The sequence below is a fragment of the Mycobacterium sp. HM-7 genome (assembly GCF_053852335.1).
Genome location: NZ_CM132657.1, coordinates 2,158,167 through 2,182,524, shown reverse-complemented (window position 1 = coordinate 2,182,524; position 24,358 = coordinate 2,158,167). Strand labels below are relative to the sequence as shown.

The following is a 24,358-nucleotide window of genomic DNA, read 5'->3' as shown; positions in this document are numbered from 1 at the left end:
ACCTAGGCCAGAACTTTGCGCATCGGTTGTTTCGCCGACGGCGCGCGGGCGTTTCACGTATGTGAACGGATCGACCAGTTACGTTTCGGGCCGGTTAATGCCCTCTTCATCGCCCTTGACCCTCGCTGTGAGGACGCCCCGAACAAACGTGTGGGCACCCCGACACGCCGAGTTTCGGGGACATATGTGACTGCTCGTCGGAGGTCGGTTACCCCAGGAGGGCGTCGACGAACGCCGCGGGCTCGAAGGGCGCGAGGTCGTCAGGTCCCTCGCCGAGGCCGACGAGCTTGACCGGCACGCCGAGCTCCTGCTGCACCCGGAACACGATGCCACCCTTGGCGGTTCCGTCGAGCTTGGTGAGCACCACGCCGGTGATGTCGACCACCTCGGCGAAGACGCGGGCCTGCGGCAGGCTGTTCTGACCGATGGTGGCGTCGAGGACCAGCAGCACCTCGTCGACCTTGGCGCGCTTCTCGACGACGCGCTTGACCTTGCCCAGCTCGTCCATCAGGCCGGTCTTGGTGTGCAGCCGGCCCGCGGTGTCGACCACGACGACGTCAGCGCCCGCTGCGATGCCCTTGTCGACGGCGTCGAACGCCACGGAGGCGGGGTCCGCACCCTCCGGGCCCCGGACGATGTCGGCGCCCACGCGGGCGCCCCAGCTCTGCAGCTGGTCGGCCGCAGCGGCGCGGAAGGTATCGGCCGCGCCGAGCACGACGCGACGGCCGTCGGCGACGAGCACGCGGGCCAGCTTTCCGACGGTGGTGGTCTTGCCTGCGCCGTTGACGCCGACGACCAGCAGCACCGACGGTTTGTCGGCGTGCGGCAGAGCCTTGATCGACCGGTCCAGGTCGCTCCGCAGTTCCTTGATCAGCACCTCGCGCAGTACCGCGCGAGCGTCGGCCTCGGTGCGCACGTTGGCCTCGGCCATCCGGCTGCGCAGCGCGGTGACGACCGATTCGGTCGCGACGGGGCCCAGATCGGCGATCAGGAGGGTGTCTTCGATCGCCTCCCAGGAGTCCTCATCAAGGTCACCGCCGCCCAGCAGGCCCAGCATGCTGCGGCCCAGCGTGGTCTGCGACTTGGCGAGGCGGCCGCGCAGGCGCTCCAGCCGGCCTGCGGTGGGTGCGATCTCCTCGCGCGGGGCGACGTCAGGCTCAGGCTCCGGCTCGGGAGCCGCCTCAGGTTCAGGCTCGGGAGTCGCCTCGGGTTCGGGCGCAACGGTCGGCTCGGGTTCGGCCACGACTTCCGGCTCGGCCAGGACTTCCGGCTCGGCCACGACCTCCGGTTCGGGCAGCTGAACATCGGCGATGGTGCGCTTGCGCGAATCGCGCGGAATCTCGGCGTCGTCGCCGACGGTCGGCAGTTTCTCCGCGGTGTCCGAACTACTGAACGTGATGCCCGAGGACGCCGTGTACCCGCCAGACCGGTCCAGCTTCGGAGTCTCCTCCGGCGCGGACAGCGAAATCCTGCTGCGCCGGTAACGGACGAATCCGACCACCAGAGCGGTGACAACGAGAACAGCGACGATCGCTACCGCGATCCAGAGACCATCCGACACCGCGTCATTCTGTCAGCTCCGCTGACGGCGCATTCTCGCAGCACCGCTGACACCACGTTGCGTCAAGGGCTGGAGACCAACTCCTGGCCGCGCATGCGCTGCGAGATCACCTGCGTGATGCCGTCGCCCTGCATGGTGACGCCGTACAACGCGTCGGCGACCTCCATGGTCGGCTTCTGGTGGGTGATGACGATCAGCTGCGACTTCTCCCGCAGCTGCTCGAACAGGCTGATCAACCGGCGCAGGTTCACGTCGTCCAGCGCGGCCTCGACCTCGTCCATCACATAGAAGGGTGACGGGCGCGCCCGGAAGATCGCCACCAGCATCGCCACCGCGGTCAGCGACTTCTCACCGCCGGACAGCAGCGACAGCCGCTTGACCTTCTTGCCCGGCGGGCGGGCCTCGACCTCGATACCGGTGGTGAGCATGTCGCCGGGGTTGGTCAGCAGCAGCCGACCCTCACCGCCGGGGAACAGCGTTTGGAACACCTGGCTGAACTCGGCCTCCACATCGGCGTAAGCCTCGGTGAAGACCCGCAGGATGCGCTCGTCGACGTCGGCGATGACGTCCGTCAGGTCCTTGCGCGCGCCCTTGACGTCCTCCAGCTGAGTGGACAGGAAGTTGTAGCGCTCCTCGAGCGCGGCGAACTCCTCCAGCGCCAAGGGATTCACGCGGCCCAGCTCGGTCAGTTCCTTCTCTGCCTTCTTCGCGCGGCGTTCCTGTGTGGGCCGATCGAACGCCATCGGTGTGGGTGCGCTGACCTGCTCGCCGCGCTCCTTGGCCTGCTCGTACTCGGCGATCTCGAGTGCGGTCGGCGGCAACGGCACGTCCGGTCCGTACTCGGCGACCAGGTCGGCGACCGCCATACCGAACTGCTCCAGCACCTGTTGCTCGAGCTGCTCGATACGAAGGGCCGCTTGCGCTTTCGCGACCTCGTCGCGATGCAGAGCCTCGGTCAGCGCGCCGGCACGGGCGCTGAGTTCGGACACTTCCGCCCGGACGCGGGTCAAACCCTCGGACCGCTGCGCTCGCTCGGTGGCCAGCTCATCGCGCTTGCGCGCCGCGAGAGTCACTGTGGCAGAAAGCTTTTCAGCCACCAGGCGTCCAGAGTCGGCGACCGCGGCCGCGACCTTCGCCGCGTTCTCCCGGGCTTCGCGGGCCCGCGCCGCCCGCACCCGGGCCTCACGTTCGGCTGCCGCGGCCCGGCGCAGCGAATCTGCCCGTCCCCGAACGGCATTTGCCCGCTCCTCAGCGGTGCGCACCGCCAGCCGGGCTTCGACCTCGACTGCGCGCGCCTCTTCGGCGGCCGCCGTCGTCTCAGATCGGTCGACGAACTCGACGTCGAACATCGGCTCCTGCTGCGCGTTGTGGAAGCGGTCTTCCAGCTCGGCGAGCTCGGCCAGGGTGCGGCTGCGGCCGGCTTCCAGCTCATCGCGCTGGGCCACCAGCTGCTGCCATTCGGCGTCGGCGGTCCTGGCATCGTGGCCGAGTCGGCCCAACTGCTCGTAGATCGACGAAATGGCGGCATCGGATTCGTGCAACGCGGCCAACGCGTGTTCGACGGCGTCCCGCCGGGCCGTCTGCTCGGCAAGTGCACCAGAGAGCGCGGCGCCGAATTCACTGGTCTGACGTTCGGCATCGAGTAGCGCCGCGCGGGCCTTGTCGATCTCGGAGGTGATCTCCAGGGCGCTCGGCTTGCGATCCGAACCGCCGCTGATCCAGCCGGGGCCGACGAGATCACCATCGGAGGTCACTGCCCGTAGATCCGGTTGAGCGGCAACCAGATCCAGCGCGCTGGACAGATCACCGACCACCGCGACACGGGCCAGCATGGCCGTCATCGCACCGTTCAGCCGGGCCGGCACCTCGACCAGCTCCAGCGCCCACTGCGCGCCGGGCGGCAATTCTCCACGCGGAGCAGCGGTTTCGCCGGGCCAATCGCCCAGCACGATGGCCGCGCGCCCACCATCACCCTTCTTGAGCGCATCCACCGCGGCCCGTGCCGCTTCCAAGCTCTCGGCTGCCAGTGCATCGGCGGCAGCGCCCAGCACCGTCGCGATGGCTGCCTCGAAACCGGACTGCACCCGCAGCAATTCGGCAACGGAGCCGAAAAGCCCTGCGCCATCGTGGTTCTTCTGCAGCCACCCCGGCCCGTCGCTGATGTCGAGGCGCACGGACAACGCGTCGATACGAGCCCGCAGCGAGGCCACCTGCCGCTCAGCGGCGCGCTCGGCGGCCTGCAGTTCCTCGACACGTTCGTCGGCCTGCCGCATCGCCGCCATGGTGCGGTCGTGATGTTCGTCGAGGCCGAATTCACCTGCGTCGAGCTCGTCGACCTTGCCCTGCACGGTCTCGAACTCGGCCCATGCCTGCTGCCGGCGAGCGGCCGCTTCTTCGATGCTGCCGGTCAGCCGGACCGTGCGCTCATCGATCGATTCGATGCGGGTGCGCATGGTGTCGACCTGGCCGGACAACCGCGCGAGGCCTTCGCGCCGGTCCGCCTCGGCGCGGGCCGCTGCCATCTGGGCACGTTCGGCGTCGGCCGCGGCACGTTCGCATTCGGCCAGCGCGCCACGGGCGGCCTCCAGCCGGGTCCGGGATTCGGCGAGTTCGGCGAGCAGCTGTTCCTCGTGCTCGGCAATGGCGTCGGCCTCGGCGTCCAGGGCGTCGGGGTCCGGTCCGGTCGACACCTCCGGATCGGAGTCCAGCAGGTTGGTGCGCTCGGTGGCGATGCGCACGGTGGCACTCACCCGCTCGGCGAGCGCGGACAGCCGGAACCAGGTCTGCTGGGCCGCCTCGGCCCGGCCGGACAGGCCCGACACCGCGGCTTCGTGGCCGGCCAGTTCGGCCGATGCGGCCTCGAGGCGTTCGGCCACCTCGCCGTGCTCACGCCGCAGCGCGGTCTCGGTCTGGTTGGTGTCGTCGAACTCGGCCTGCCTGGTCACCAAGTCGTCAGCGGCCAGGCGCAGCCGGGCGTCCCGCAGGTCGGCCTGGATGGTCTGCGCGCGCCGCGCCATCTCGGCCTGCCGGCCCAGCGGCTTGAGCTGACGGCGCAGTTCGGTGGTCAAGTCGGTCAAGCGGGCCAGGTTGGCCTGCATGGCATCGAGCTTGCGGACCGCCTTCTCCCTACGCCGACGGTGCTTGAGCACGCCGGCGGCTTCCTCGATGAAAGCGCGACGATCCTCGGGGCGCGATTCCAGAATCTCCGAGAGTTTGCCCTGGCCGACGATGACGTGCATTTCGCGGCCAATACCCGAGTCGGACAACAGTTCCTGCACGTCCATGAGCCGGCAACTGCTGCCGTTGATCTCGTACTCACTGGCGCCGTCGCGGAACACGCGGCGGGTGATCGACACCTCCGAGTACTCGATAGGCAGGGCGTTGTCCGAGTTGTCGATGGTCAGGGTCACCTCGGCCCGGCCCAGCGGGGCCCGCGAGGACGTGCCGGCAAAGATGACGTCTTCCATCTTGCCGCCGCGCAGGGTCTTGGCACCCTGCTCACCCATCACCCAGGTCAGGGCGTCGACGACGTTCGACTTACCCGAGCCGTTCGGCCCCACCACGCAGGTGATGCCGGGTTCGAAGCGAAGAGTCGTCGGCGACGCGAAGGACTTGAAGCCCTTCAGCGTCAGACTCTTCAGATGCATGGGGTGAAACCCTACCGTCGCGGCGGTTAAATGCCGGGGACCCCTGCGCTTCTAACGCTCAGAAAATCCCTCGATCGGGTCGCCTGCGGCGGCCCAGTCGTCGACGACCGTCGTCACCGTCCCCGGGGTGCTGCCGCTGCGCAGGAGCGCCAACAACCGCTCACAGTCGGCGCGCGAACCCTGCGCCACGACGTGCACGCGCCCGTCCGGCTTGTTACTGGCATAACCGGTCAGGCCGAGCTCCAGTGCCCGGGCCCGGGTCCACCAGCGGAATCCCACGCCCTGCACCTGGCCGTGTACCCAGGCCGACAGCCGGACAACGTCGGCGGAGCCGACAATCGGGTCCTCCGCACTCACTTGTCGGCGAACCCGAAGGTGACCTCGGTGCCTGCCTTGAGCGTGCGGCCAACCGTGCAGACCTTGTCGATGGCTCGTTCGACGACGATCTTGAGCCGCTTGATCTCGTCCTCGGACAGGCTCGAGAGGTCGAGTTCCATGGACTCCTGCAGTAGCGGGTAGACCTCGTTCTCGCGGTCGGGCGGCCCCGACACCCGGATGGTGGTCTGGTAGTCGTCGCCGAGGCGGGTACGCAGTGGCGCGTCGCTGCTCATTCCGCTGCACGCGGCCAACGCGATCTTGAGCAATTCGCCCGGGGTGAAGACGCCGTCGACGTCCTCGGACCCGACCAGGACCTCGGCCCCCCGCGAGCTGTGCCCGGTGTAGCGGCGCACCCCGGTCCGTTCGACCCACAGTTCCGTCATGGCACATTTGTACCGCGTCGACGCCAAATGTCCGGAGGGAACCCTGCTGGGCCGCAGGTAAAGTCAGACACTCGCGCAACACTCTCGGGGGGGAGAGTTCACATGACGTACCCATACCCAGGTCCGAATCCAGGGCCGTCCGGGTACCCGCAGCAGGGTGCGTACGGCGCCGGCCAACCGGTTGCTCCCGGCTACCCCGCATATGGCCGGCCCGGATACGGTCCGATGCCCGGCCAGCAGATGCCCTATCGCTACGGCTACCCGGGTGCCACACCGCCGAGCTCCGGTGGTCCGGGCAAGTGGATTCTCATCGCCGGCGCGGTGGTGCTGGTCCTGGTCCTCGGCGGCGTCGGGCTCTATGCGATGGGCAGTTCCTCCGACGACGACCGGTCGACCTCGGCGAGCAGTCAGTCCGGCAACGGCAAGGGTGCAGCAGGCAGCGCAGATCCGACGGACGAGGCCACGAAGCCGGGAGCGTCGGGCGGTGGCAGTACCGACGAGGACGAGATTCGCCAGTTCCTGGCCACTTTCGGTGGGGGCGACATGGCGTCGATCTCATGTGCAGGCGACCGCAAGTTCTTCGGCCAGGCAGGCGGCGGCGCCTTCGGCAGCATGCCGATGCCGAAGGTCTCAGGTGACCCGGAGAGCCTCAAGAACCTCGACATCACCGTCACCGGCGACCGAGCCACGGTCCAACCCCCGGGGTCGTCGCAGGTTGCCATCTGGCTCCGTAAAGAAGGCGGCGAGTGGAAGTTCTGCTCCACCGACAATCCCGTGTTCAAGAACCTGCCCGGGATGAAGTAACACCGGGCCTGACCGGCGTTTCCGGTGGTAGACGCTCCGGCGGTGTTAACTTGGACGGCAAGCACAGTTCACAGGGAGCGACCAGCCATGACCTATCCCCCGCTCGGGCCGCAGCCAGGCGCTCAGCCGTGGCAGCAGCCGCAGCAGCCTGCACCCGGGTACCCGCCGGGCGGCTACGGCCAACAGGGCCAACCGGGCCAACAGGGCCAACCCGGATACGGCCAGCCGCAACCCGCCTACGGACAACCCCAGTACGGTCAGCCGGCATACGGCCAGCCCGCGTACGGGCAGCCGACCTACGGCCAGGCCGGGTACGGCCAGCAGCCGGGCTACCCGATGGGCCCGGGCTTCCCCGGCGCACCGCAACCCAAATCGAACGGACCGAAGTGGGCGCTGATCGCTGGTCTGGCGGCCATCATCGTCGTCGGCATCGTGGTCGCGGTGGTCCTGGTCTCGAATTCCGGCGGTGGGCTCAGCGCACTGGGCGGCAACTCCGACGAAGACCAGATTCGGAGCCTGATGAGTTCGGGACCGTCGTCGATCAAAGAGCGAGCCTGCGCCAACGACCAGAAGTTCTTCAGCAAGTTCCCCGGCATCGCCGACAGCACGGGCACCAACCCGACCGGCGCCAAAGGCAAAGCGACCGTCGACAGCGTCAACGTGAGCGGTGACACCGCCACCGCTGAAGTCACCGCGACCTCGGGCACCGGCCTGGAGCGTTCCGGCACGCTGTACTTCCGCAAAGAAAGCGGCGAGTGGAAAATCTGCTTCACCGATTCGCCGCAGCTGAAGCAGCTGCAGAATCTGCCCGGCATGAAGTAACCGACCTGTGACTTGCCCGGCCGCTGTTGGCATTTCGGGCGAGAGCGCCGGTGTTACGTTGGACACCAAGCACAGTCACAGGGAGCGCGCAGACATGACCTATCCCCCGTCCGGCTCGGATCCGGGCGCCCAGCCCTGGCAGCCGCCACAGCAGCCATCCGAGGGATACGGCCAGCCTGCGTATGGTCAACCGGCCTACGGTCAGCCCGCGTACGGTCAACCCGCATATGGCCAGCCGACCTATGGCCAGCCGGGTGCCTACGGCCAACCCGGCTACGGCCAACCCGGCTACGGCCAGCCGGGTGCCTACGGCCAACCCGCCTACGGCCAGCCCGGCTATCCGATGGGACCCGGTTTCCCTGGGCAGCCAGGGTTCCCGCCGCCCACACCGCCCAACAACACCCGTAAGTTCGCGCTCATCGGCGCGGGGATTTTCGCCGTCGTCCTGGTGATCGGCGTCGTCTTCGCCATGGTGACGTCCGGATCGGATTCGAACTCTGCGTCGGGCGGTAGCGCGGTGACAGTCGCCGGGCCGTCGTCGGACGAGGAGAAGATTCGCGACCTGATGACGTCGCAGATCGACACCTTCGACGATTTCAAGGCGCACTCCTGCGTGAACGACGTGAAGCTGTACGACAAAGTGCCGTCGATCGCGGGCAAGTTCGGCAAGGGCGGCAGCGGCGACGACGCGGGCCCCGGTTCGACCAAACGCGCCGAGATCACCGACATCAACGTCAACGGCGATCGGGCGACGGTGAGTGTCAACTCGGCCTCCGGGGTCACGAGCGTTCCGCTGCGCAAAGAAGGCGGCGAGTGGAAGTTCTGCATGACGGATTCGCCGAAGTTCAAAGGCATTCCCGGGCTGAAGTAGCCCGGGCCGTCAGATCGGACGCGGGAGGCGTGGCCGCGGTTGACATTTCGGGCAGTAGTACGACGAGCGGTTCATGAACTTCTCTCGTCTGATCGCCGTGCCGCAGCGGCGGCACGGCTCCCCCTCCTGGCCGTAGGCGTCCAGCGAGCGGTCGAAGTATCCGGACTCGCCGTTGACGTTGACATAAAGCGAGTCGAATGACGTGCCGCCTTGTGCCAGTGCCGAATTCATCACATCTGCTGCGTGCGTGAGCAATTCCCCGAGCCGGCGCCGGGCCAACGCCGAGGCCAGGCGGAAACCGTTGACCTGAGCCCGCCACAGCGATTCGTCGGCGTAGATGTTGCCCACGCCGGACACCACGGTTTGGTCCAACAGCTGGCGTTTGATCTCGGAGTCCTTGCGCCGCAAAACATTCACCACGGCGTCTGGATCGAAATCGGGATCCAGCGGATCGCGGGCAATGTGCGCCACCGGTACGGGTACGACGCTGCCGTCGACCTCGACCAGGTCGCAGACCTGCCAACCGCCGAAAGTGCGTTGGTCGACGAAACTCAGTTCGGTGCCGTCGTCGAGCACCGCTGCGATGCGCAGGTGTGACGGCCTGGCCGGTGGCCCGATCAGCATCTGGCCGCTCATGCCCAGATGCACCACGAGCGCTTCGTCACCGTCGAGGGTCAGCCACAGGTACTTGCCGCGGCGGCCCGTCCCGGTGATGCGGCGTCCGGCCAGCCGGCCGGCCAAATCCGCGGGGCCGTTGTCGTGCCGCCGCACAGCGCGCGCATGCAGCACCCGCACTGTGGTGAAACCCTTTGCCACGACATGGGATTCGAGGCCCCGTCGGACGACCTCGACTTCGGGAAGCTCAGGCATTGCTGACGGCGTCAGCGTCGGGGCCGACTTCGGGGCTGGCCTCCAGTGCCTGGTACGCCGCCGCAGCGGCGTGCTGTTCGGCTTCCTTCTTGGTGCGCCCGACGCCTTCGCCGTAGTCGATGCCATTGACCACGGCCCGCGCGGTGAATTCCTTGTCGTGCTCCGGGCCGGTGGACGTCACGACGTAGGACGGGACGCCGATGCGGCGGGCCGCGGACAGCTCCTGCAGGCTGGTTTTCCAGTCCAGGCCCGCACCGAGGCCGGCCGCGGTATCGAGCGCGGCGCTGAACAGCCCCATCACCACGGTTTGGGCCACCTGGTGACCGTGCTCTACATATGTTGCGCCGAGCAGTGATTCGAGTCCGTCGGCCAGCAGGTTGGCTTTCTGCGCACCGCCGCTGGCCATTTCGCCGCGGCCCAGCAGCAGGTAGCTACCCAGCCCGTCAGGAGGGAGACCGCGCGCGATCTCGGCCAGCGCCTGGGTGTTGACGACCGCGGATTTGAGCTTGGCCAACTCCCCTTCGCTGCGATCCGGGTAACGGCGGAAAATCTCGGCGGTGATCACCAATCCGAGCACGGCGTCACCGAGGAACTCCAGCCGTTCGTTGGTCGGCAGACCGCCATTCTCGTATGCGTAGCTGCGGTGGGTCAGCGCCACAGTCAGTAGATCGTCGGGCAGCTGCACACCCAGCGCCGCGAGCAGCGGCGCACGATCTGCGATCACGGACCGTCCTCCGGCGATGCCCCGTCGGCGTCGGAGCTCTCCGGCAGTAGCGCCGACAACTTCGCCCACCGCGGGTCGATCTTGTCGTGGTGGTGGTCAGGTTCGGCGTCGAGCAGGCGCACCCCGCAATCCGGGCACAGGCCCGGGCAGTCGGGGGTGCACAACGGGGAGAACGGCAGCGACAACCCGACCTCGTCGATGATCGACTGTTCGAGGTCGACCGTGTCATCGACGACGTGCCCGACCTCATCTTCCTCGGTGGTGGCCTCGGTTGCGCTGTCGGGGTAGGCGAACAGCTCGGTGAGGTCGACGGTGACGTCCCCGGTCAGCGGGTTCAGGCACCGCGAGCACTCGCCGGTGGTCGGCGCGGACACCGACCCGGTCACCAGCACGCCCTCGGACACCGACTGCAGTTGCAGGTCGAGATCGATCGGTGCTCCGGCGGCGATCGCCATCAGATCGAGGCCGATCCGCTCGGGACTGGGCACGGTTTCGACGTGCGTGATCATCGACCCGGGCCGTCGGCCCAATCGTGCAATGTCAATGATCAGCGGACTCGGACCAGGCATTGGTCAATCCTACGTCGGCGCCGAACATCGACCGGACGCCATTCCCCGCAAACCGATTCAGCGCTGGGCGTAGTCGTGCGTGCCGGCGGCGGTACGCAGCTGGTGCCGGCCGCGGCTGACCGAGCGCAGGGTGCCCTGGAGGTGCTCCTCGAACTCGGCGAGCTTGGTGTCGACGTAGATGTCGCATTCGCCCCGCAGGCGGTCGGCCTCGGCGTGGGCGGAATCGACCATGCGGGTGGCCTCGGCGTGGGCCGTCTGAACCACCTCGGTCTCCGACACCAGGCGCTGCTGCTCCTTGATGCCCTCCTGCACGGCCTTCTCGTACGACAGGTTGCCGCTCTCCAGCAGCCGGTCGACCTCGGCCTTGGCCCGGTTCGTGCTGGCCTCGTACTCCCGCTTGGCGGTGCTGGCGATCCGGTTGGCCTCTTCGCGTGCCTCCCCGACCATGCGCTCGCTGTGCGCACGGGCTTCGGCGACCATGCGATCGGCTTGCGCCTTCGCATCAGACAGCAGGCGGTCTGCCTCGGAACGGGCATGGTTGACCAGCGAATCCGCCTCGGCCGTGGCCGACGACACCATCGCGTCGGCGTGCTGCTTGGCCTCTCGCAGCATCCCGTCACGCGCGTCCAGGACGTCCTGGGCATCGTCGAGCTCGCCCGGGATCGCGTCCTTGATGTCGTCGAGCAGTTCCAGGACATCGCCCCGCGGCACCATGCAGCCCGCGGTCATCGGCACTCCGCGTGCCTCTTCCACGATCGCGCCGAGCTCGTCCAGCGCCTCAAATACTCGGTACACGGCAACACCCTCCAGGCGTAGTTGTTGTTACCAGTGTGCCTGTTGTTACTCGTGTGACTCGGCTTTGACGGCCGGTGTGTCGCGCAGAACTATCCGGCCAGCTTGGCCTGCAGCCTCTTGTTCACCACCGCGGGCAGCAGATCGGTGACATCGCCGCCGAGCGCCGCCACCTCCTTGGCCAACGACGACGAGACGAACGAGAACTGCGGCTTGGTCGCGACGAAGAAGGTGTCGACACCGGCGACGTGGCGGTTCATCTGCGCCATTTGCAGCTCGTACTCGAAGTCCGTGCCCGTGCGCAGGCCCTTGACGATGGCCGTGAGCCCACGGGACCGGGCAAAGTCGACGACGAGACCCGACCCGGCCTCGACCCGCAGGTTCGGCAGGTGCGACGTCGCCTCGATGATCATCGCGATGCGCTCCTCGGCGGTGAACATGCCCTTCTTGTTGGGGTTCACCAGGACCGCCACCACGACCTCGTCGAATTGGGCCGCTGCCCGCTCGAAGACGTCGAGGTGACCAAGCGTTATCGGATCGAAGGATCCCGGGCAGACCGCACCACTCATAGCCAATGACGGTACAAGGCGCAGTCGACTCTGGCCCGACTGGTCAGCCGGTCCACTCCGCCATTTCCAGCCGGGTGTCGCCGTATCGCCGCTCCCGCAGCACAGTCCAACCGTCCGGCCAGACCAGCGCCGGGCCCGACGTCGGGCGCTCGATCACCGCAAGAGCACCCTCCGCCAGCCAGCCACCCGAAACCAGTTGCCCGACAACGGCTTCCACGTCGGTTGCCGGCACGTCGTAGGGCGGGTCCGCGAACACCAGGTCCACCGGCCGCGGCGCCGTCGTCCCCGCCACGCCGGCTGCCGTGCCGCACCGCACCGCGGCGCCGTCGACGCCGAGCTCGGCGATGTTCCGCGAGATCACCGCCGCGGCACGCCGATCGGCTTCCACGAACAGCGCCGACGCCGCTCCGCGGGACAGCGCCTCGAGCCCGAGCGCACCCGAGCCGGCGTACAGATCGAGCACCCGGGCGCCCTCGAAATCCACCCGGGCCGCCAGCACGTTGAACAACGACTCGCGCACCCGATCCGTCGTCGGCCGAGTCCCTTTGGCAGGCACCGAGATCCGGCGGCCGCCGTGGCGGCCGCCGATGATCCGGGTCAGCTGATCACCACGAGCAGATCGCCACCTTCCACGCCTGCGGTGGGCGTGACGGCGATCCGCGCGACGGTGCCGGCCTTGGGCGCGGTGATGGCCGCCTCCATCTTCATGGCCTCGATGGTGGCAATGGTCTGGCCCGCGTCCACCTGGTCTCCGACCGCGACGCCGACCGTGACCACACCCGCGAACGGCGCGGCGACATGGTCCGGGTTGGTCCGGTCTGCCTTCTCGGCGGCCGGCACCTCCGCGGCGATGGCGCGATCACGCACCAGCACCGGCCGCAGCTGCCCGTTGATCAGGCACAGCACGGTGCGCATGCCGCGCTCGTCGGGCTCGGACACCGCCTCGAGACCGATGAGCAGCTCGACGCCCTTCTCCAGGTGCACGCGGTGCTCCTCGCCGCGGCGCAGGCCGTAGAAGAACTGGTTGGCGCTGAGCCGCGAGGTATCGCCGTACTCCTCGCGGTGCGCCAGGAACTCCTTCGTCGGGCCCGGGAACAGCAGGCGGTTCAGGGCACCCTGGCGGACCGGGCCCGGGGTGGCCAGCTGAGCCTCGTCCTCCTCGGTCAGCTGCTGCTCCGGCCGGGCCGGGCCACGACCCTCCAACGCCTTGCTGCGCAACGGCTCCGGCCAACCACCGGGCGGGTCGCCCAGCTCGCCGCGGAAGAATCCGATGACGCTGTCCGGGATGTCATAGCGGGCCGGGTCGGCCGCGAAATCATCGGCGGTGACGTGGGCACCGACCAGCGCCAGGGCCAGGTCACCGACCACCTTGCTGGACGGCGTCACCTTCACCAACCGGCCGAGAATGCGGTCGGCACCCGCGTAGGCGTTCTCGATCTCCTCGAACCGGTCCCCCAGCCCCAGCGCGATCGCCTGCGTACGCAGGTTGCTCAGCTGGCCGCCCGGGATTTCGTGGGTGTAGACGCGACCGGTCGGCGACGGCAGGCCGGACTCGAACGGTGCATACACCCGGCGCAGCGCCTCCCAGTACGGCTCCAGGTCGCAGACCGCGTCCAGCGACAGCCCGGTGTCGTACTGGGTGTGTGCCGCCGCCGCGACGATGGACGAGAGCGCGGGCTGGCTGGTGGTGCCGGCCATCGGCGCCGAGGCACCGTCGACGGCGTCGGCCCCGGCATACCAGGCGGCCATGTAGGTGGCCAGCTGTCCGCCCGGGGTGTCGTGGGTGTGCACATGGACCGGCAAATCGAAGCGAGACTTCAACGCCGACACCAGCTTTGCCGCGGCCGGCGGCCGGAGCAGGCCGGCCATGTCCTTGATGGCCAGCACGTGCGCGCCGGCATCGACGATCTCGTCGGCGAGCTTGAGCCAGTAGTCCAGCGTGTAGATCTTCTCGCCGGGGTTGGTCAGATCGCCCGTGTACGACATCGCGACTTCGGCTACCGCAGAACCGGTTTCGCGCACCGCCTCGATGGCGGGACGCATCGACGACACGTTGTTGAGGGCGTCGAAGATGCGGAAGATGTCGATACCGGTCGCCGTGGCCTCCTCGACGAAAGCCGACGTCACCAGCTCCGGGTACGGCGTATAGCCGACGGTGTTGCGGCCACGCAGCAGCATCTGCAGACAGATGTTGGGCAACGCCTCACGCAGTGCCGCCAAGCGCTCCCACGGGTCTTCCTTCAAGAAGCGAAGGCCCACATCGTAGGTGGCGCCACCCCAGCACTCCACCGACAGCAGCTGCGGGGTCGACCGGGCGATGTACGGGGCGATCTCCAGCAGGCCGGTGGACCGCACCCGGGTGGCCAACAGCGACTGGTGTGCGTCGCGGAACGTGGTGTCGGTGACGCCGACGGCCGGGGTGTCGCGCAGCCAGCGGGCGAAGCCTTCGGGCCCCAGCTCGGTCAGCCGTTGCTTCGACCCGGCCGGCGGCGCCGCCTTCAGATCGACTGCGGGCAGCTTGTCGCGCGGGTACACCGCCGACGGGCGTGGCCCGTGCGGCTGGTTGACGGTGACGTCCGCCAGGTAGTTGAGGATCTTGGTGCCGCGATCGGCGCTGCTGCGCGCCGTCAGCAGCTGCGGGCGTTCGTCGATGAACGACGTCGTCACCTTTCCGGCGACGAAGTCGGGGTCGTCGAGCACCGCCTGCAGGAACGGGATGTTCGTCGAGACACCGCGGATCCGAAATTCGGCGAGGGCCCGCTTGGCGCGAGCCACTGCCGTCGTCAAATCTCTTCCGCGGCAAGTCAATTTGACCAGCATGGAGTCGAAGTGCGCCGATACCTCCGCGCCCAGGTTGGTGCCGCCGTCGAGCCGGATTCCGGCGCCGCCCGGTGTGCGGTACGCGGTGATCCGGCCGGTGTCCGGACGGAAGCCGTTGGCCGGGTCCTCAGTGGTGATGCGGCACTGCAGCGCGGCGCCGCGCGCCTGCATGGTCTCCTGGCTCAGCCCCAGGTCTTCGAGGGATGAGCCGGAGGCGATACACAACTGCGAAGCGACGAGGTCGACGGCGGTGATCTCCTCGGTGACGGTGTGCTCCACCTGGATGCGCGGGTTCATCTCGATGAACACGTGCTGGCCGCGCTCGTCGACGAGGAATTCGACGGTGCCGGCGCACGTGTAGCCGATCTGCCGGGCGAAGGCCACGGCGTCGGCACACATGCGCTTCCGCAGTTCGGGATCGAGGTTCGGCGCGGGTGCCAGCTCGATGACCTTCTGGTGCCGGCGCTGGACGCTGCAGTCGCGCTCGAACAGGTGCATGACGTTGCCGTGGGTATCGGCGAGGATCTGCACCTCGATGTGGCGCGGGTTGACGACGGCCTGCTCCAGGAACACCGTCGGGTCGCCGAAGGCCGAATCGGCTTCACGGGATGCGGCTTCGATGGCCTCCCGCAGGTCGGCCGGGTCCGCCACCCGGCGCATACCGCGGCCGCCACCGCCGGCGACGGCCTTGACGAACAACGGGAATTGCATCCGTTCGGCGGCCACGAGAAGGTCCTCGACCGACGACGACGGCTCCGACGACGCCAGCACGGGCAGCCCCGCGGCGCGGGCCGACTCGATGGCTCGCGCCTTGTTGCCGGTCAGTTCGAGAATGTCGGAGCTGGGTCCGACGAATGTGATGTCGGCGGCAGCGCAGGCGGCCGCCAATTCGGGATTCTCCGACAGGAAGCCATAGCCCGGGTAGATCGCGTCGGCGCCGCATGCCAACGCGGTGGCGACGATGTCGTCGACGTTCAGGTATGCCCGGACCGGATGGCCCGTTTCGCCGATCTGGTACGACTCATCAGCCTTGAGCCGATGCAGTGAGTTGCGATCCTCGAACGGGTATATCGCGACAGTCGCGATACCCAGTTCGTTGGCTGCGCGAAAGGCCCGGATCGCGATCTCGCCGCGATTGGCCACCAGGAGTTTGGAAATCACCCAGTGACCCTAGCGGGTACGGCTAGGTGGCGCGCTAGATAAGCGTGGACCAATAACTCCAGAATCGATCAAGGATCAGCAACGCGATCGCGGTGATCCACACGGCGTACAGCGGCCAGCGCCACTGGTACAGCGTGTCCACTACTTTGTTGCTGCCGGCCAAGGGCCGCAAGGCAATTGACGCCACCACGATCAGCAGCGCCACGGTGACGACCCAGACCACCATGCAGTACGGGCACAGGGCGCCGATCTCGTACAGGCTCTCGTAGATCAGCCAGTGCACGAACACCGCACCCAGCAGCGTGCCACCCGCCAGGCCCACCCAGTACCAGCGCGGCAACCGGACTCCCGCTACCGCCAGCGCACCCGTCACGATCACCACGCTGAAGGCGGCGATGCCGATGAGCGGGTTCGGAAATCCGAACAGTGAGGCCTGTTTGGTCAGCATCACCGACCCGCAGGACAGCACCGGGTTGATGCTGCACGACGGGACGTACGACGGGTTCTGCAGCTGCCGGACCTTCTCGACCGTCAGCACGAACGCGGCGACCTCGCCGACGATGCCGGCGAGAAGAACCCACACGGCGGCGGGGCGGCTGACCGCCATCCCCGCCGGCCGTTGAGACGTCTCGACGTCGGTCACTGGTGCGGTGCCGGAGCAGGCTGCGGGGCCGGGGCGCCCGGTGCCGGAGCGGCAGGGGCCGCCGGCGCCGCGGGCAGGTTCGGCAGGTCGGGCGCGATGGCCTTGATCTTCTCGACCAGGCTGTTGGGGTCGCCGTTCGGGACCAGGCTGGTCTCCGTGCCGTTGATCTTGATGGTCGGGGTGCCCTGGATCTCCGCGTTGCGGGCCATGTTGTTGACCATCTCGGTGTAGACGCCGTTCTCGACGCACTTGCTGAGCGGGTCGTTCGGGCCGACTGCGAGGCCGGACTGGCGCGCGTACTCCAGCAGCTTGGCGTTGTCCGGGAAGGTGGCCGCGGTTTCCTCGGGCTGGTTCTTGTACAGCGCGTCGTGGAAGCGCCGGAACGCTGCCTTGTCCTCGTCGGCGACGCAGTACGCCATGGCGCCGGCGCGCGTCGAGTACGACTTCGGGTCGCCGCGGCCGATGATCGAGACGATGTTGTAGTCGACGGCGATGTCGCCGTTGTCGATGAGCTTGGCGATGGTCGGGCCGTACGTCTTCTCGAAGACGCCGCAGACCGGGCAGAGGAAGTCCTCGTAGATCGTCAGGGTGACCTTCGGATCCTTGGTGCCGGGATTGGTGACCACGTTGCTCGCCGCGATCTGGACGGCCTGCACCTTGTGCGGGTCGGCCTTGGGCTTGCCGTTCATGACGATGTACGCCACCAGCACCACCGCGAAGATGATGACAAGCGCGGTCAGCCCGCCCTTGACCACCCAGTCCCGCTTGCGGTCCGCGGCCTTCAGGTCATAGCTGGCGTTCTTCGATGACTTCGACGATTTCGACGGCACGGCGTCAAGGGTACCGACGCCGTCCCGAAACTCGGCCGGACCCGTGCCTCAGCGGGTGAGGTGCGCCCGGAAGGCGGATATGAAGTCCGCAGTCGCAACCGCGCTGTCGCCGCCGAGCGGGAAGAAATTCGCGAAGGCGTGGATCAGGGACCCGTACGTGCGGTGATCCACCGGTACCCCGGCAGCGGCCAACGCCGCGGCATAGGCGTCGCCTTCGTCCCGCAGCGGATCGAACCCGCCGGTGAGCACCAGCGCCGGCGGGAGGCCTGACAGATCGTCGGCCAGCAGCGGCGACACTCGCGGATCCGACGGGTCCAGCTTCGATTCAGCCAGATAGTTCGCCCGGAACCAGTCCATGTCGATCTTGCTGAGGAAGTAGCCGTCGGCGAACAGCACCTTCGATCGCGTGTCCCCCGCGAAATTGGTGACCGGGTAGATCAGCAGCTGCAGGGCCGGTAACGGCGCGCGGTTGTCGCGGGCCTGTTGCGACACGACGGCCGCCAGGTTACCGCCGGCGCTGTCGCCACCGACCGCGATCTTCGCCGGGTCCGCACCCAGCCGCGCCGCGTTCTCCACGCACCAGAGGTAGGTGGCGTAGCAGTCGTCGGAGGCGGCCGGAGCCGGGTGCTCGGGGGCCAGCCGGTACTCGACGGACACGACCTGCACTCCGGCATCCCGGCTGATCAGGCGGCACAGCCCGTCATGCGACTCGATGCCGCCGACGACGAACCCGCCACCGTGGAAGAAGACCAGCATCGGCGTGGGGCCGGTGACGTCGGGCCGGTAGTGCCGGGCGCGCAGCGCCTGCGCCGGGCCGGGGATGGTGAAGTCTGTCGTCGTGACGGCGATGGCCGGGTCGAGGTACTGCGACAGCGTCGTCAGCTGGGCGCGCGCGACGGTGACGTCACTGCTGGCGACCAGGCCGCCGGCGCCGCTCGAGTTCTGCGCCGTCAGCATCAGCTGCAAGGTCGTGTCCAGGGTGTTGCCGTCGATGGTGACCCGGCGCCCACCGAGCAGCAGGCGCTTCACCCGGTCGGGAATCTTGGGCAGGATGCGGAGAGCGGTGCCGCCGGCCCGGGTCAGGACCGCCAGGCGCAGTCGGCTGGGGCGGCCCGCGATCGGATGCTCTGGGCGGACAACCAGTTCGGCGTCGGTTGTCGCCGCCGACTGGACAGCATCGCCTGGCATGCTCATGGTCATGGCTGATCCTTCAGGTGCTCCGAGTCCAACACTGACGCTCAACGACGGTACGGCCATCCCCGTGGTCGGGCTCGGGGTGTGGCAGACACCGGCCGAGGAGACCGAACGCGCCGTCAGTGCAGCATTGCACGCCGGATATCGCCATATCGACACTGCCGCTGCCTACGGCAACGAAGCCGGTGTCGGGCGGGCCGTCGTCTCCTCCGGGATCCCGCGTGAAGACGTCTTCGTCGTCACGAAGTTGTGGAACTCCGAGCAGGGCTACGAGAAGACCCTCGCCGCATTCGACGCCAGCATGGCGCAGTTGGGACTCGACTACCTGGATCTCTACCTGATCCACTGGCCGACGCCCGCGCAGAACCTGTTCATCGACACCTTCAAGGCGTTCGCCCACCTGCGCGACCAGGGCCGGATTCGTGCGATCGGCGTCAGCAACTTCGAACCCGAGCACCTCAAACTGCTGGTCGACGCAACCGGGATCGTGCCCGCGGTGAACCAGATCGAGCTGCATCCGCGCCTGCCGCAGACCGAGCTGCGCGAGACCCACGCCCGGTACGGCATCGCCACCGAAGCGTGGAGCCCGCTGGGGCAGGGTTCCCTGCTCGAGGACCCGATCATCACCGCCATCGCCGAGCGACACGGAAAAACGCCAGCGCAGGTACTGATTAGGTGGCATGTACAGCTGGGTAATATCGTCATCCCGAAATCGGTGAACCCAGAGCGGATTGCGAGCAATTTCGACGTGTTTGATTTCGAGCTCAGCGATGAGGACATGGCGTCCATCGCGACCCTCGACAACGGCACCCGTCTGGGCCCCGACCCACGAACGTTCAACTTCACAGGGTAGGTGACATGGCCTCCGCAGAGATTCCCAATCTGGCGCTCCACGACGACAACACGATTCCGGCCCTCGGCCTCGGTGTCGCCGAACTGTCGGACGCCGACACCGAGCGTGCCGTCTCGGCAGCGCTCGAGATGGGCATCCGACTGATCGACACCGCTGCCGTCTACGGCAACGAGGAAGCCGTCGGGCGCGCGATCGCGTCTTCGGGCATCCCGCGCGCCGAGATCTTCCTCACCACCAAGCTGGCCAACGCCGACCAGGGTTTCCAGGCCGGACAGGACGCCATCAAGGTCAGCCTGGACAAGCTCGGCATGGAGTACGTCGACCTGTACATGATCCACTGGCCGGCCGGCGACATCAGCAAGTACGTCGACAGCTGGGGTGCGCTGATCAAGCTGCACAACGACGGCAGTGCCAAGTCCATCGGCGTGTGCAACTTCTCCGACGAGGACCTGTCGACCATCATCGACCTGAGCTACGTCAGCCCGGTGGTCAACCAGATCGAGCTGCACCCGCTGCTCAACCAGTCGGCGTTGCGCGCGGTGCACGCCGAGCGGGGCATCGTCACGCAGGCCTACAGCCCGCTGGGCGTCGGCAGCCTGCTGACCAACCCAACCGTGCAGTCCGTTGCCGCCGAGTACGGCAAGTCCCCGGCGCAGGTGCTGATCCGGTGGAGCCTGCAGCTGGGCAACTCGGTCATCCCCCGCTCGTCGTCGCCGGAGCGCATCGCCGAGAACCTCGACGTGTTCGGCTTCGAGCTGGCCGCCGAGCACATGGACGCCCTGAACGGGTTGGACGACGGCACCCGCTACCGCCCGGACCCCGCCACGTACACCGGCATCTGAGTCCGCCCGCGGTTTCAACCGACACAGACACAAATGGTCGTTCTCCCATCGGGGAGGACGGCCATTTGTGTTTGGCGCGAACGATTTTGGGTAAGCGCCACGTCGGTACGACGGGCGTCTGCGCTCCCCTGTCACAGATGTTTCCAGTGGGTCGCGTGTGTCGATTGTCGAACAACTCGCAGCAATTGGTTCGTGTTAACTATCCCACTATTACCTCTGGTGCGTTAATTTGATATTGCGTCCGTTTATTCCGACGCAGCCGGACATCATCGAGCAGGGGGTTCGAGAAATGATTCATCCATTCAGGAACACTTCCGAATTAACGACACCGACAATTGGTCGCAGCTCTCAACGCTTGATATTGGGTGCGGCAACAATTGGACTGGGCGCATTGCTATTCACATTCGGCGCGGGCACGGCACAGGCCGACACCTCCGGGGTCACGAGCCACGCCAACGCGCCCACCTCGAGTAGCCCGGTGGGCGGCATCGCGGGCGCACTCGACGGCACGGTGAAGACGGTGGCCGGTGGCCTTCACAACACCACCAAGACCGTCGCCGGCGCACTCAACGGCACCACCAAGACCGTCGCCGCCGATCTCAACGGCACCACCAAGACCGTCGCGGGCGGGCTGCACAACTCCACCAAGACGGCCGCGGGTGCGCTCGACGGCACGACCAAGACCGTCGCCGGTGCACTCAACGGCACCCTGAAGACCATCGGCGGCATTTTCGGACGTCGCTAGCGGATACCGCAACAGACAGGAGCGAATTTGACATCGGACCGCGGCGAATTATTGACCGATAGCTGAATTGACGGCATTCCGACCCGAAATTCAGTCGCCCCGCTCTCGGTCATTTCGCCGTGGCACTATGAGCAGATATTGGTTGCCGAGACGCGGTAGCTCGGCAACCAATATCTGCGCAATTTGGCGCCGACCGCATTCGAATTAGCGGCCTTTCCACCTCCGCGCATCACAGCAAACGATCTCCAGCCATTTGTGGTGCGAGATCAGTCGAACAGGCAACAACTACGCGGAAGTGTGGCCGTGTACTACGACCAGGGCTCCTAGCTCGTCGGGCAGGTGGCCGCGGCATCTCGCAGAACCGGCACCGACGGCGCGTCGACGGGCAGCCCGTAGCCGCGTAGGACCGCGATGTACTGCACCGCGTACTGGCACCAGAAGCCATGGTTCGGGGGCATCCAGTCCGACGGCTGCTTGTCCCCCTTGTCCTGGTTCGACTTCCCGGACACCGCGAGCAGATTCGCCGGATCATTCGCGAATCGGAGCCGGAGCTCGTCATTCCAGTCCCTGGCCCCGAGGTCCCAGGCGAGGGCCAGCGGCACGATGTGGTCGATCTGCACCGCAGCGCCGACCTGGTTTCCGCGTGTGAAGGCGATGGTGCCGTTGGTGTAGGGATCGCGCAGCACGCCGGTCTGGACTGCCTGTGGGCAGCGTTTGAGCGATACGAGAGTCTTGTCGGTCAGGTCCCGGTTCAAGATGTCGTTGCGGGTGTCACAGCCGTTGTGGCCACCGGGCGCCGAGTTGTCGTCGGACCAGGATTCCCCGAACGCGGCGCGCCGGTAGTTGGGGTCACGCACCCGCCGCGGTATGACCGCGACACCGGCCACGATGTCGGTGCCGGGCGCCACCGTCGGGATGACGGCACCGTCGACGCCGTCGGCGACCGCTGCCGGTTCGTCGGCCGTGCCGACCTGGATGGCCACCACGACGGCCAGGACCACCGCCGCCACGAGCCAGAGCAGGCGCTTCACCACGACTCCCGTCGCTGCGCTCGCCTGGTCACGCCTTGTCCAGGTACTCGACGCGCTCGGTGTCGACGAATTGGGCCGCGAGCGCCGACATCCCCGGATCGTCCGGATTCTGCGCGTAGGCGGCCTGACAGAACGCGCGGGCCGACTCGATGACTTCCTGATGGTCGGCCAGCGACAGGAACCGCAGGTGCCCTGCCCGTCCGGATTGGTTGAGCCCCAGCACGTCTCCCTCGCGACGCTCCTGGAGGTCCAGGTCGGCCAGTTCGAAACCGTCGAGGGTGCCGGCCACCGCCTGCAGCCGGGCTCCGGCCTTCGATCCCTCGGGCAGCTTCGTCGCGAGCAGGCAGAGGCTGGCGTGCGAGCCGCGGCCGATGCGGCCCCGCAGCTGGTGCAGCTGGCTGATCCCGAAGCGGTCGGCGTCCATCACCACCATGACCGTCGAGTTGGGCACGTCGACGCCGACCTCGATGACCGTGGTGCACACCAGCACATCGATCTGTCCGGCCCGGAAGGCCGACATGATGGCGTCCTTCTCGTCGCCGGGCAGCCGGCCGTGCATGAGCCCCAGCTTCAGTCCGTGCAGGGGCCCGGTGCGCAGTTTGTCGTAGAGCTCGACGACCGTCACCGGCGGCGGTCCGGCCTCCTTGTTCTCGGTCGTCTTGTCGTTCTCGTCGATCCGGGAGGCCACCACGTAGGCCTGCCGTCCCGCTTGGACCTCTTCGCGGATGCGGGCCCACGCACGGTCGAGCCAGGCCGGCTTCTGGCTGACGAAGATGGTCTTGGTGTCGATCGGCTGCCGGCCCCGCGGCAGCTCCCGCATGGTCGAGGTTTCCAGATCGCCGTACACCGTCAGCGCGACCGTACGCGGGATCGGGGTCGCCGTCATCACCAGCAGGTGCGGCGTCAGCCCGTCAGGGGCCTTGGCACGCAACCGGTCTCGCTGCTCCACTCCGAACCGGTGCTGCTCGTCGACCACCACCATGCCGAGCCGGTCGAACTCCACCGCATCCTGCAGCAGGGCGTGGGTGCCGATGACGATGCCGGCGCGCCCGCTCGAAACTTCCTCGCGCGCCTGCCGTTTCTGCTGTGCGGTCATGGATCCGGTGAGCAGCGCCACCGAGGTCGCATCGTCGGGGGCGCCGAGCTGGCCCGCCATGGCCAGCGGTCCCAGCACGTCGCGAACCGACCGCGCATGTTGCACGGCAAGCACTTCCGTCGGAGCGAGCAGCGCACACTGGTATCCGGCATCGACCATCTGCAGCATGGCGATCAGCGAGACGATGGTCTTGCCCGAACCGACCTCGCCCTGGAGCATGCGGTTCATGGGGCGGGACTCGGACAGCTCGGCCGACAGCACGTCGAGCACATCACGTTGGCCTGCGGTCAATTCGAACGGCAGCCGGTCGCGCAACGCGGCCGCGAGGCCGGTGTCGATGGGCGGCGCGGGTGGGCCGGACTGCGACTGCGTGCCGTGCCGGCGGGCGGCCAGCGCCCACTGCAGCCCCGCGGCCTCGTCGAAAGTCAGCCGCTCCCTGGCCTGTTCGCGATCGGCTTCACGCTCGCCGAGGTGGATATCGCGCAGCGCCTGATCCTCGGAGATGAGACCACGCTGCGCCCGAATCGATTCCGGCAGCGGGTCGGATATCGGGTCCAGCACGGCGAGCACCTGCAGGATGCATGCGTAGATGTCCCAGCTCTGCACCTTCGCGCACGCCGAGTAGATCGGGAAGAACTCCCGCTCGAACGCCGACATCTGCAGTTCGCCGTGCATCTTCTCGGAGGCATCGGCGATCTTCTTCAGCGCCGGCGACCCGAACGTGCGGCCTCCCGCGGAACCGAGGACCAGGTGTGCGGGATGTGTCAATTGCATTGTGCGCCCGTAGAATCCGACGACACCCGACAGCATCACCCGGGTGCCCTCGACAAGGGATTTCTTGAGGAATTTGGCGTTGAAGAAGGTCGCGGTGACCTTGGGATTACGGTTCCCCAGCGTCACCACCAGGTACTCGCGCTTGGGCGCCCGATTGGTCCAGCGCGTCTCCGCCTTGGTGATGACGTCGACGAACGTGACGTGGTCGCCTTCCTCCGGCAGTTCGGTGTCTTCACCGAGCACCGTCATACCCTGGCTGTACTTGCGCGGGTAATGCCGCAACAGGTCGTTGACGGTGCGGATACCGAAGAATTCTTCCAGTGGCGCGGCCGATTTCGCGCCCAGTACGTGCACCAGAGAGTCGGTCAGCGCGACCACC

22 protein-coding genes are annotated in these 24,358 nt (G+C 67.5%); 6 read left to right on the top strand and 16 right to left on the bottom strand.

Translation table 11 applies throughout. The annotated features are described in order from the left end of the window. Positions 1-208 precede the first annotated feature (208 nt). The 4 genes from ftsY to ACWW1C_RS10450 all read right to left on the bottom strand — a co-directional run bounded on the left by ftsY (position 209) and on the right by ACWW1C_RS10450 (position 5,969). A complete protein-coding gene (ftsY, locus tag ACWW1C_RS10465) occupies positions 209-1,561 on the bottom strand; it encodes a signal recognition particle-docking protein FtsY (protein WP_455983364.1) in 1,353 nt (450 codons plus the stop codon). 62 nt (positions 1,562-1,623) lie between these two features. Continuing rightward, entirely contained in the window at positions 1,624-5,208 is a 3,585-nt protein-coding gene (smc, locus tag ACWW1C_RS10460) for a chromosome segregation protein SMC (protein ID WP_455983363.1), read from the bottom strand. Positions 5,209-5,259: 51 nt separating this feature from the next. After that, the gene (locus ACWW1C_RS10455) at positions 5,260-5,547 is read right to left on the bottom strand and encodes an acylphosphatase (protein ID WP_455984227.1); all 288 of its coding nucleotides are present in this window, start codon (positions 5,545-5,547) and stop codon (positions 5,260-5,262) included. Between the two features lie 14 nt (positions 5,548-5,561). Beyond that, positions 5,562-5,969, bottom strand: a complete 408-nt coding sequence (locus ACWW1C_RS10450) for an OsmC family protein (RefSeq protein ID WP_455983362.1) — start codon at positions 5,967-5,969, stop codon at positions 5,562-5,564. Between the two features lie 102 nt (positions 5,970-6,071). On the opposite strand from ACWW1C_RS10450, the gene ACWW1C_RS10445 reads away from it, so the two are divergent. The 3 genes from ACWW1C_RS10445 (at position 6,072) to ACWW1C_RS10435 (ending at position 8,466) form a co-directional block, all read left to right on the top strand. Then, a complete protein-coding gene (locus tag ACWW1C_RS10445) occupies positions 6,072-6,773 on the top strand; it encodes a hypothetical protein (protein ID WP_455983361.1) in 702 nt (233 codons plus the stop codon). A gap of 87 nt (positions 6,774-6,860) precedes the next feature. Further along, on the top strand, positions 6,861-7,595 hold the full coding sequence (locus ACWW1C_RS10440; protein WP_455983360.1) for an Rv0361 family membrane protein: 735 nt from the start codon (positions 6,861-6,863) through the stop codon (positions 7,593-7,595). A 94-nt stretch (positions 7,596-7,689) separates the two neighbouring features. Next, the gene (locus tag ACWW1C_RS10435; protein ID WP_455983359.1) at positions 7,690-8,466 is read left to right on the top strand and encodes an Rv0361 family membrane protein; all 777 of its coding nucleotides are present in this window, start codon (positions 7,690-7,692) and stop codon (positions 8,464-8,466) included. A gap of 9 nt (positions 8,467-8,475) precedes the next feature. Here the strand turns inward: ACWW1C_RS10435 and mutM are convergent, their stop codons facing one another. The 10 genes from mutM to ACWW1C_RS10385 all read right to left on the bottom strand — a co-directional run bounded on the left by mutM (position 8,476) and on the right by ACWW1C_RS10385 (position 18,644). Continuing rightward, positions 8,476-9,336, bottom strand: a complete 861-nt coding sequence (mutM, locus tag ACWW1C_RS10430; RefSeq protein ID WP_455983358.1) for a bifunctional DNA-formamidopyrimidine glycosylase/DNA-(apurinic or apyrimidinic site) lyase — start codon at positions 9,334-9,336, stop codon at positions 8,476-8,478. Then, positions 9,329-10,060, bottom strand: a complete 732-nt coding sequence (gene rnc / locus ACWW1C_RS10425) for a ribonuclease III (protein WP_455983357.1) — start codon at positions 10,058-10,060, stop codon at positions 9,329-9,331. Before rnc ends, mutM begins: the two co-directional genes overlap by 8 nt. Then, positions 10,057-10,629 (bottom strand): YceD family protein, encoded by a 573-nt coding sequence (locus ACWW1C_RS10420; protein ID WP_455983356.1) that lies wholly within the window; start codon positions 10,627-10,629, stop codon positions 10,057-10,059. Before ACWW1C_RS10420 ends, rnc begins: the two co-directional genes overlap by 4 nt. 57 nt (positions 10,630-10,686) lie before the next feature. Then, complete coding sequence (gene sepIVA, locus ACWW1C_RS10415; RefSeq protein WP_455983355.1) at positions 10,687-11,424, bottom strand: cell division protein SepIVA; 738 nt, start codon at positions 11,422-11,424, stop codon at positions 10,687-10,689. Between the two features lie 89 nt (positions 11,425-11,513). After that, positions 11,514-11,990, bottom strand: coding sequence for a pantetheine-phosphate adenylyltransferase (gene coaD, locus ACWW1C_RS10410; protein WP_455983354.1), 477 nt, complete (start codon positions 11,988-11,990; stop codon positions 11,514-11,516). Between the two features lie 43 nt (positions 11,991-12,033). Continuing rightward, positions 12,034-12,591 (bottom strand): 16S rRNA (guanine(966)-N(2))-methyltransferase RsmD, encoded by a 558-nt coding sequence (rsmD, locus tag ACWW1C_RS10405; protein WP_455984226.1) that lies wholly within the window; start codon positions 12,589-12,591, stop codon positions 12,034-12,036. Next, positions 12,588-15,971, bottom strand: coding sequence for a pyruvate carboxylase (locus tag ACWW1C_RS10400; RefSeq protein ID WP_455983353.1), 3,384 nt, complete (start codon positions 15,969-15,971; stop codon positions 12,588-12,590). The genes rsmD and ACWW1C_RS10400 overlap by 4 nt, the downstream gene beginning before the upstream one ends. A gap of 34 nt (positions 15,972-16,005) precedes the next feature. Continuing rightward, the gene (locus tag ACWW1C_RS10395) at positions 16,006-16,578 is read right to left on the bottom strand and encodes a vitamin K epoxide reductase family protein (protein ID WP_455984225.1); all 573 of its coding nucleotides are present in this window, start codon (positions 16,576-16,578) and stop codon (positions 16,006-16,008) included. Positions 16,579-16,610: 32 nt separating this feature from the next. Next, positions 16,611-17,444: a DsbA family protein gene (locus ACWW1C_RS10390; RefSeq protein ID WP_455983352.1), complete on the bottom strand. Its 834-nt coding sequence runs from the start codon at positions 17,442-17,444 to the stop codon at positions 16,611-16,613. A gap of 48 nt (positions 17,445-17,492) precedes the next feature. Further along, positions 17,493-18,644 carry an alpha/beta hydrolase gene (locus ACWW1C_RS10385; RefSeq protein WP_455983351.1) on the bottom strand — a complete coding sequence of 384 codons (1,152 nt, stop codon included), beginning with the start codon at positions 18,642-18,644 and terminating at the stop codon, positions 17,493-17,495. On the opposite strand from ACWW1C_RS10385, the gene ACWW1C_RS10380 reads away from it, so the two are divergent. The 3 genes from ACWW1C_RS10380 to ACWW1C_RS10370 all read left to right on the top strand — a co-directional run bounded on the left by ACWW1C_RS10380 (position 18,637) and on the right by ACWW1C_RS10370 (position 21,078). After that, positions 18,637-19,491, top strand: a complete 855-nt coding sequence (locus tag ACWW1C_RS10380; RefSeq protein WP_455984224.1) for an aldo/keto reductase — start codon at positions 18,637-18,639, stop codon at positions 19,489-19,491. The two genes, ACWW1C_RS10385 and ACWW1C_RS10380, sit on opposite strands and share 8 nt — an antisense overlap. A 5-nt stretch (positions 19,492-19,496) precedes the next feature. Continuing rightward, positions 19,497-20,333 (top strand): aldo/keto reductase, encoded by an 837-nt coding sequence (locus tag ACWW1C_RS10375; RefSeq protein ID WP_455983350.1) that lies wholly within the window; start codon positions 19,497-19,499, stop codon positions 20,331-20,333. Between the two features lie 391 nt (positions 20,334-20,724). Beyond that, positions 20,725-21,078 carry a hypothetical protein gene (locus ACWW1C_RS10370; RefSeq protein WP_455983349.1) on the top strand — a complete coding sequence of 118 codons (354 nt, stop codon included), beginning with the start codon at positions 20,725-20,727 and terminating at the stop codon, positions 21,076-21,078. Positions 21,079-21,401: 323 nt separating this feature from the next. On the opposite strand, the gene ACWW1C_RS10365 is transcribed toward ACWW1C_RS10370, so the two are convergent. Both ACWW1C_RS10365 and recG read right to left on the bottom strand, forming a co-directional pair. Then, on the bottom strand, positions 21,402-22,109 hold the full coding sequence (locus tag ACWW1C_RS10365; RefSeq protein WP_455983348.1) for an HNH endonuclease family protein: 708 nt from the start codon (positions 22,107-22,109) through the stop codon (positions 21,402-21,404). A gap of 28 nt (positions 22,110-22,137) precedes the next feature. Then, positions 22,138-24,357, bottom strand: coding sequence for an ATP-dependent DNA helicase RecG (gene recG / locus ACWW1C_RS10360; RefSeq protein ID WP_455983347.1), 2,220 nt, complete (start codon positions 24,355-24,357; stop codon positions 22,138-22,140). Position 24,358 lies beyond the last annotated feature (1 nt).

What these genes read in the sequence shown, in the direction of transcription:
- smc (WP_455983363.1), bottom strand. Translation starts at nt 5,208, where the DNA reads ATGCATCTGAAGAGTCTGACGCTGAAGGGCTTCAAGTCCTTCGCGTCG.
- ACWW1C_RS10450 (WP_455983362.1), bottom strand. Translation starts at nt 5,969, where the DNA reads ATGACGGAACTGTGGGTCGAACGGACCGGGGTGCGCCGCTACACCGGG.
- ACWW1C_RS10445 (WP_455983361.1), top strand. Translation starts at nt 6,072, where the DNA reads ATGACGTACCCATACCCAGGTCCGAATCCAGGGCCGTCCGGGTACCCG.
- ACWW1C_RS10440 (WP_455983360.1), top strand. Translation starts at nt 6,861, where the DNA reads ATGACCTATCCCCCGCTCGGGCCGCAGCCAGGCGCTCAGCCGTGGCAG.
- ACWW1C_RS10435 (WP_455983359.1), top strand. Translation starts at nt 7,690, where the DNA reads ATGACCTATCCCCCGTCCGGCTCGGATCCGGGCGCCCAGCCCTGGCAG.
- mutM (WP_455983358.1), bottom strand. Translation starts at nt 9,336, where the DNA reads ATGCCTGAGCTTCCCGAAGTCGAGGTCGTCCGACGGGGCCTCGAATCC.
- ACWW1C_RS10420 (WP_455983356.1), bottom strand. Translation starts at nt 10,629, where the DNA reads ATGCCTGGTCCGAGTCCGCTGATCATTGACATTGCACGATTGGGCCGA.
- coaD (WP_455983354.1), bottom strand. Translation starts at nt 11,990, where the DNA reads ATGAGTGGTGCGGTCTGCCCGGGATCCTTCGATCCGATAACGCTTGGT.
- ACWW1C_RS10395 (WP_455984225.1), bottom strand. Translation starts at nt 16,578, where the DNA reads ATGGCGGTCAGCCGCCCCGCCGCCGTGTGGGTTCTTCTCGCCGGCATC.
- ACWW1C_RS10380 (WP_455984224.1), top strand. Translation starts at nt 18,637, where the DNA reads ATGGTCATGGCTGATCCTTCAGGTGCTCCGAGTCCAACACTGACGCTC.
- ACWW1C_RS10385 (WP_455983351.1), bottom strand. Translation starts at nt 18,644, where the DNA reads ATGACCATGAGCATGCCAGGCGATGCTGTCCAGTCGGCGGCGACAACC.
- ACWW1C_RS10375 (WP_455983350.1), top strand. Translation starts at nt 19,497, where the DNA reads ATGGCCTCCGCAGAGATTCCCAATCTGGCGCTCCACGACGACAACACG.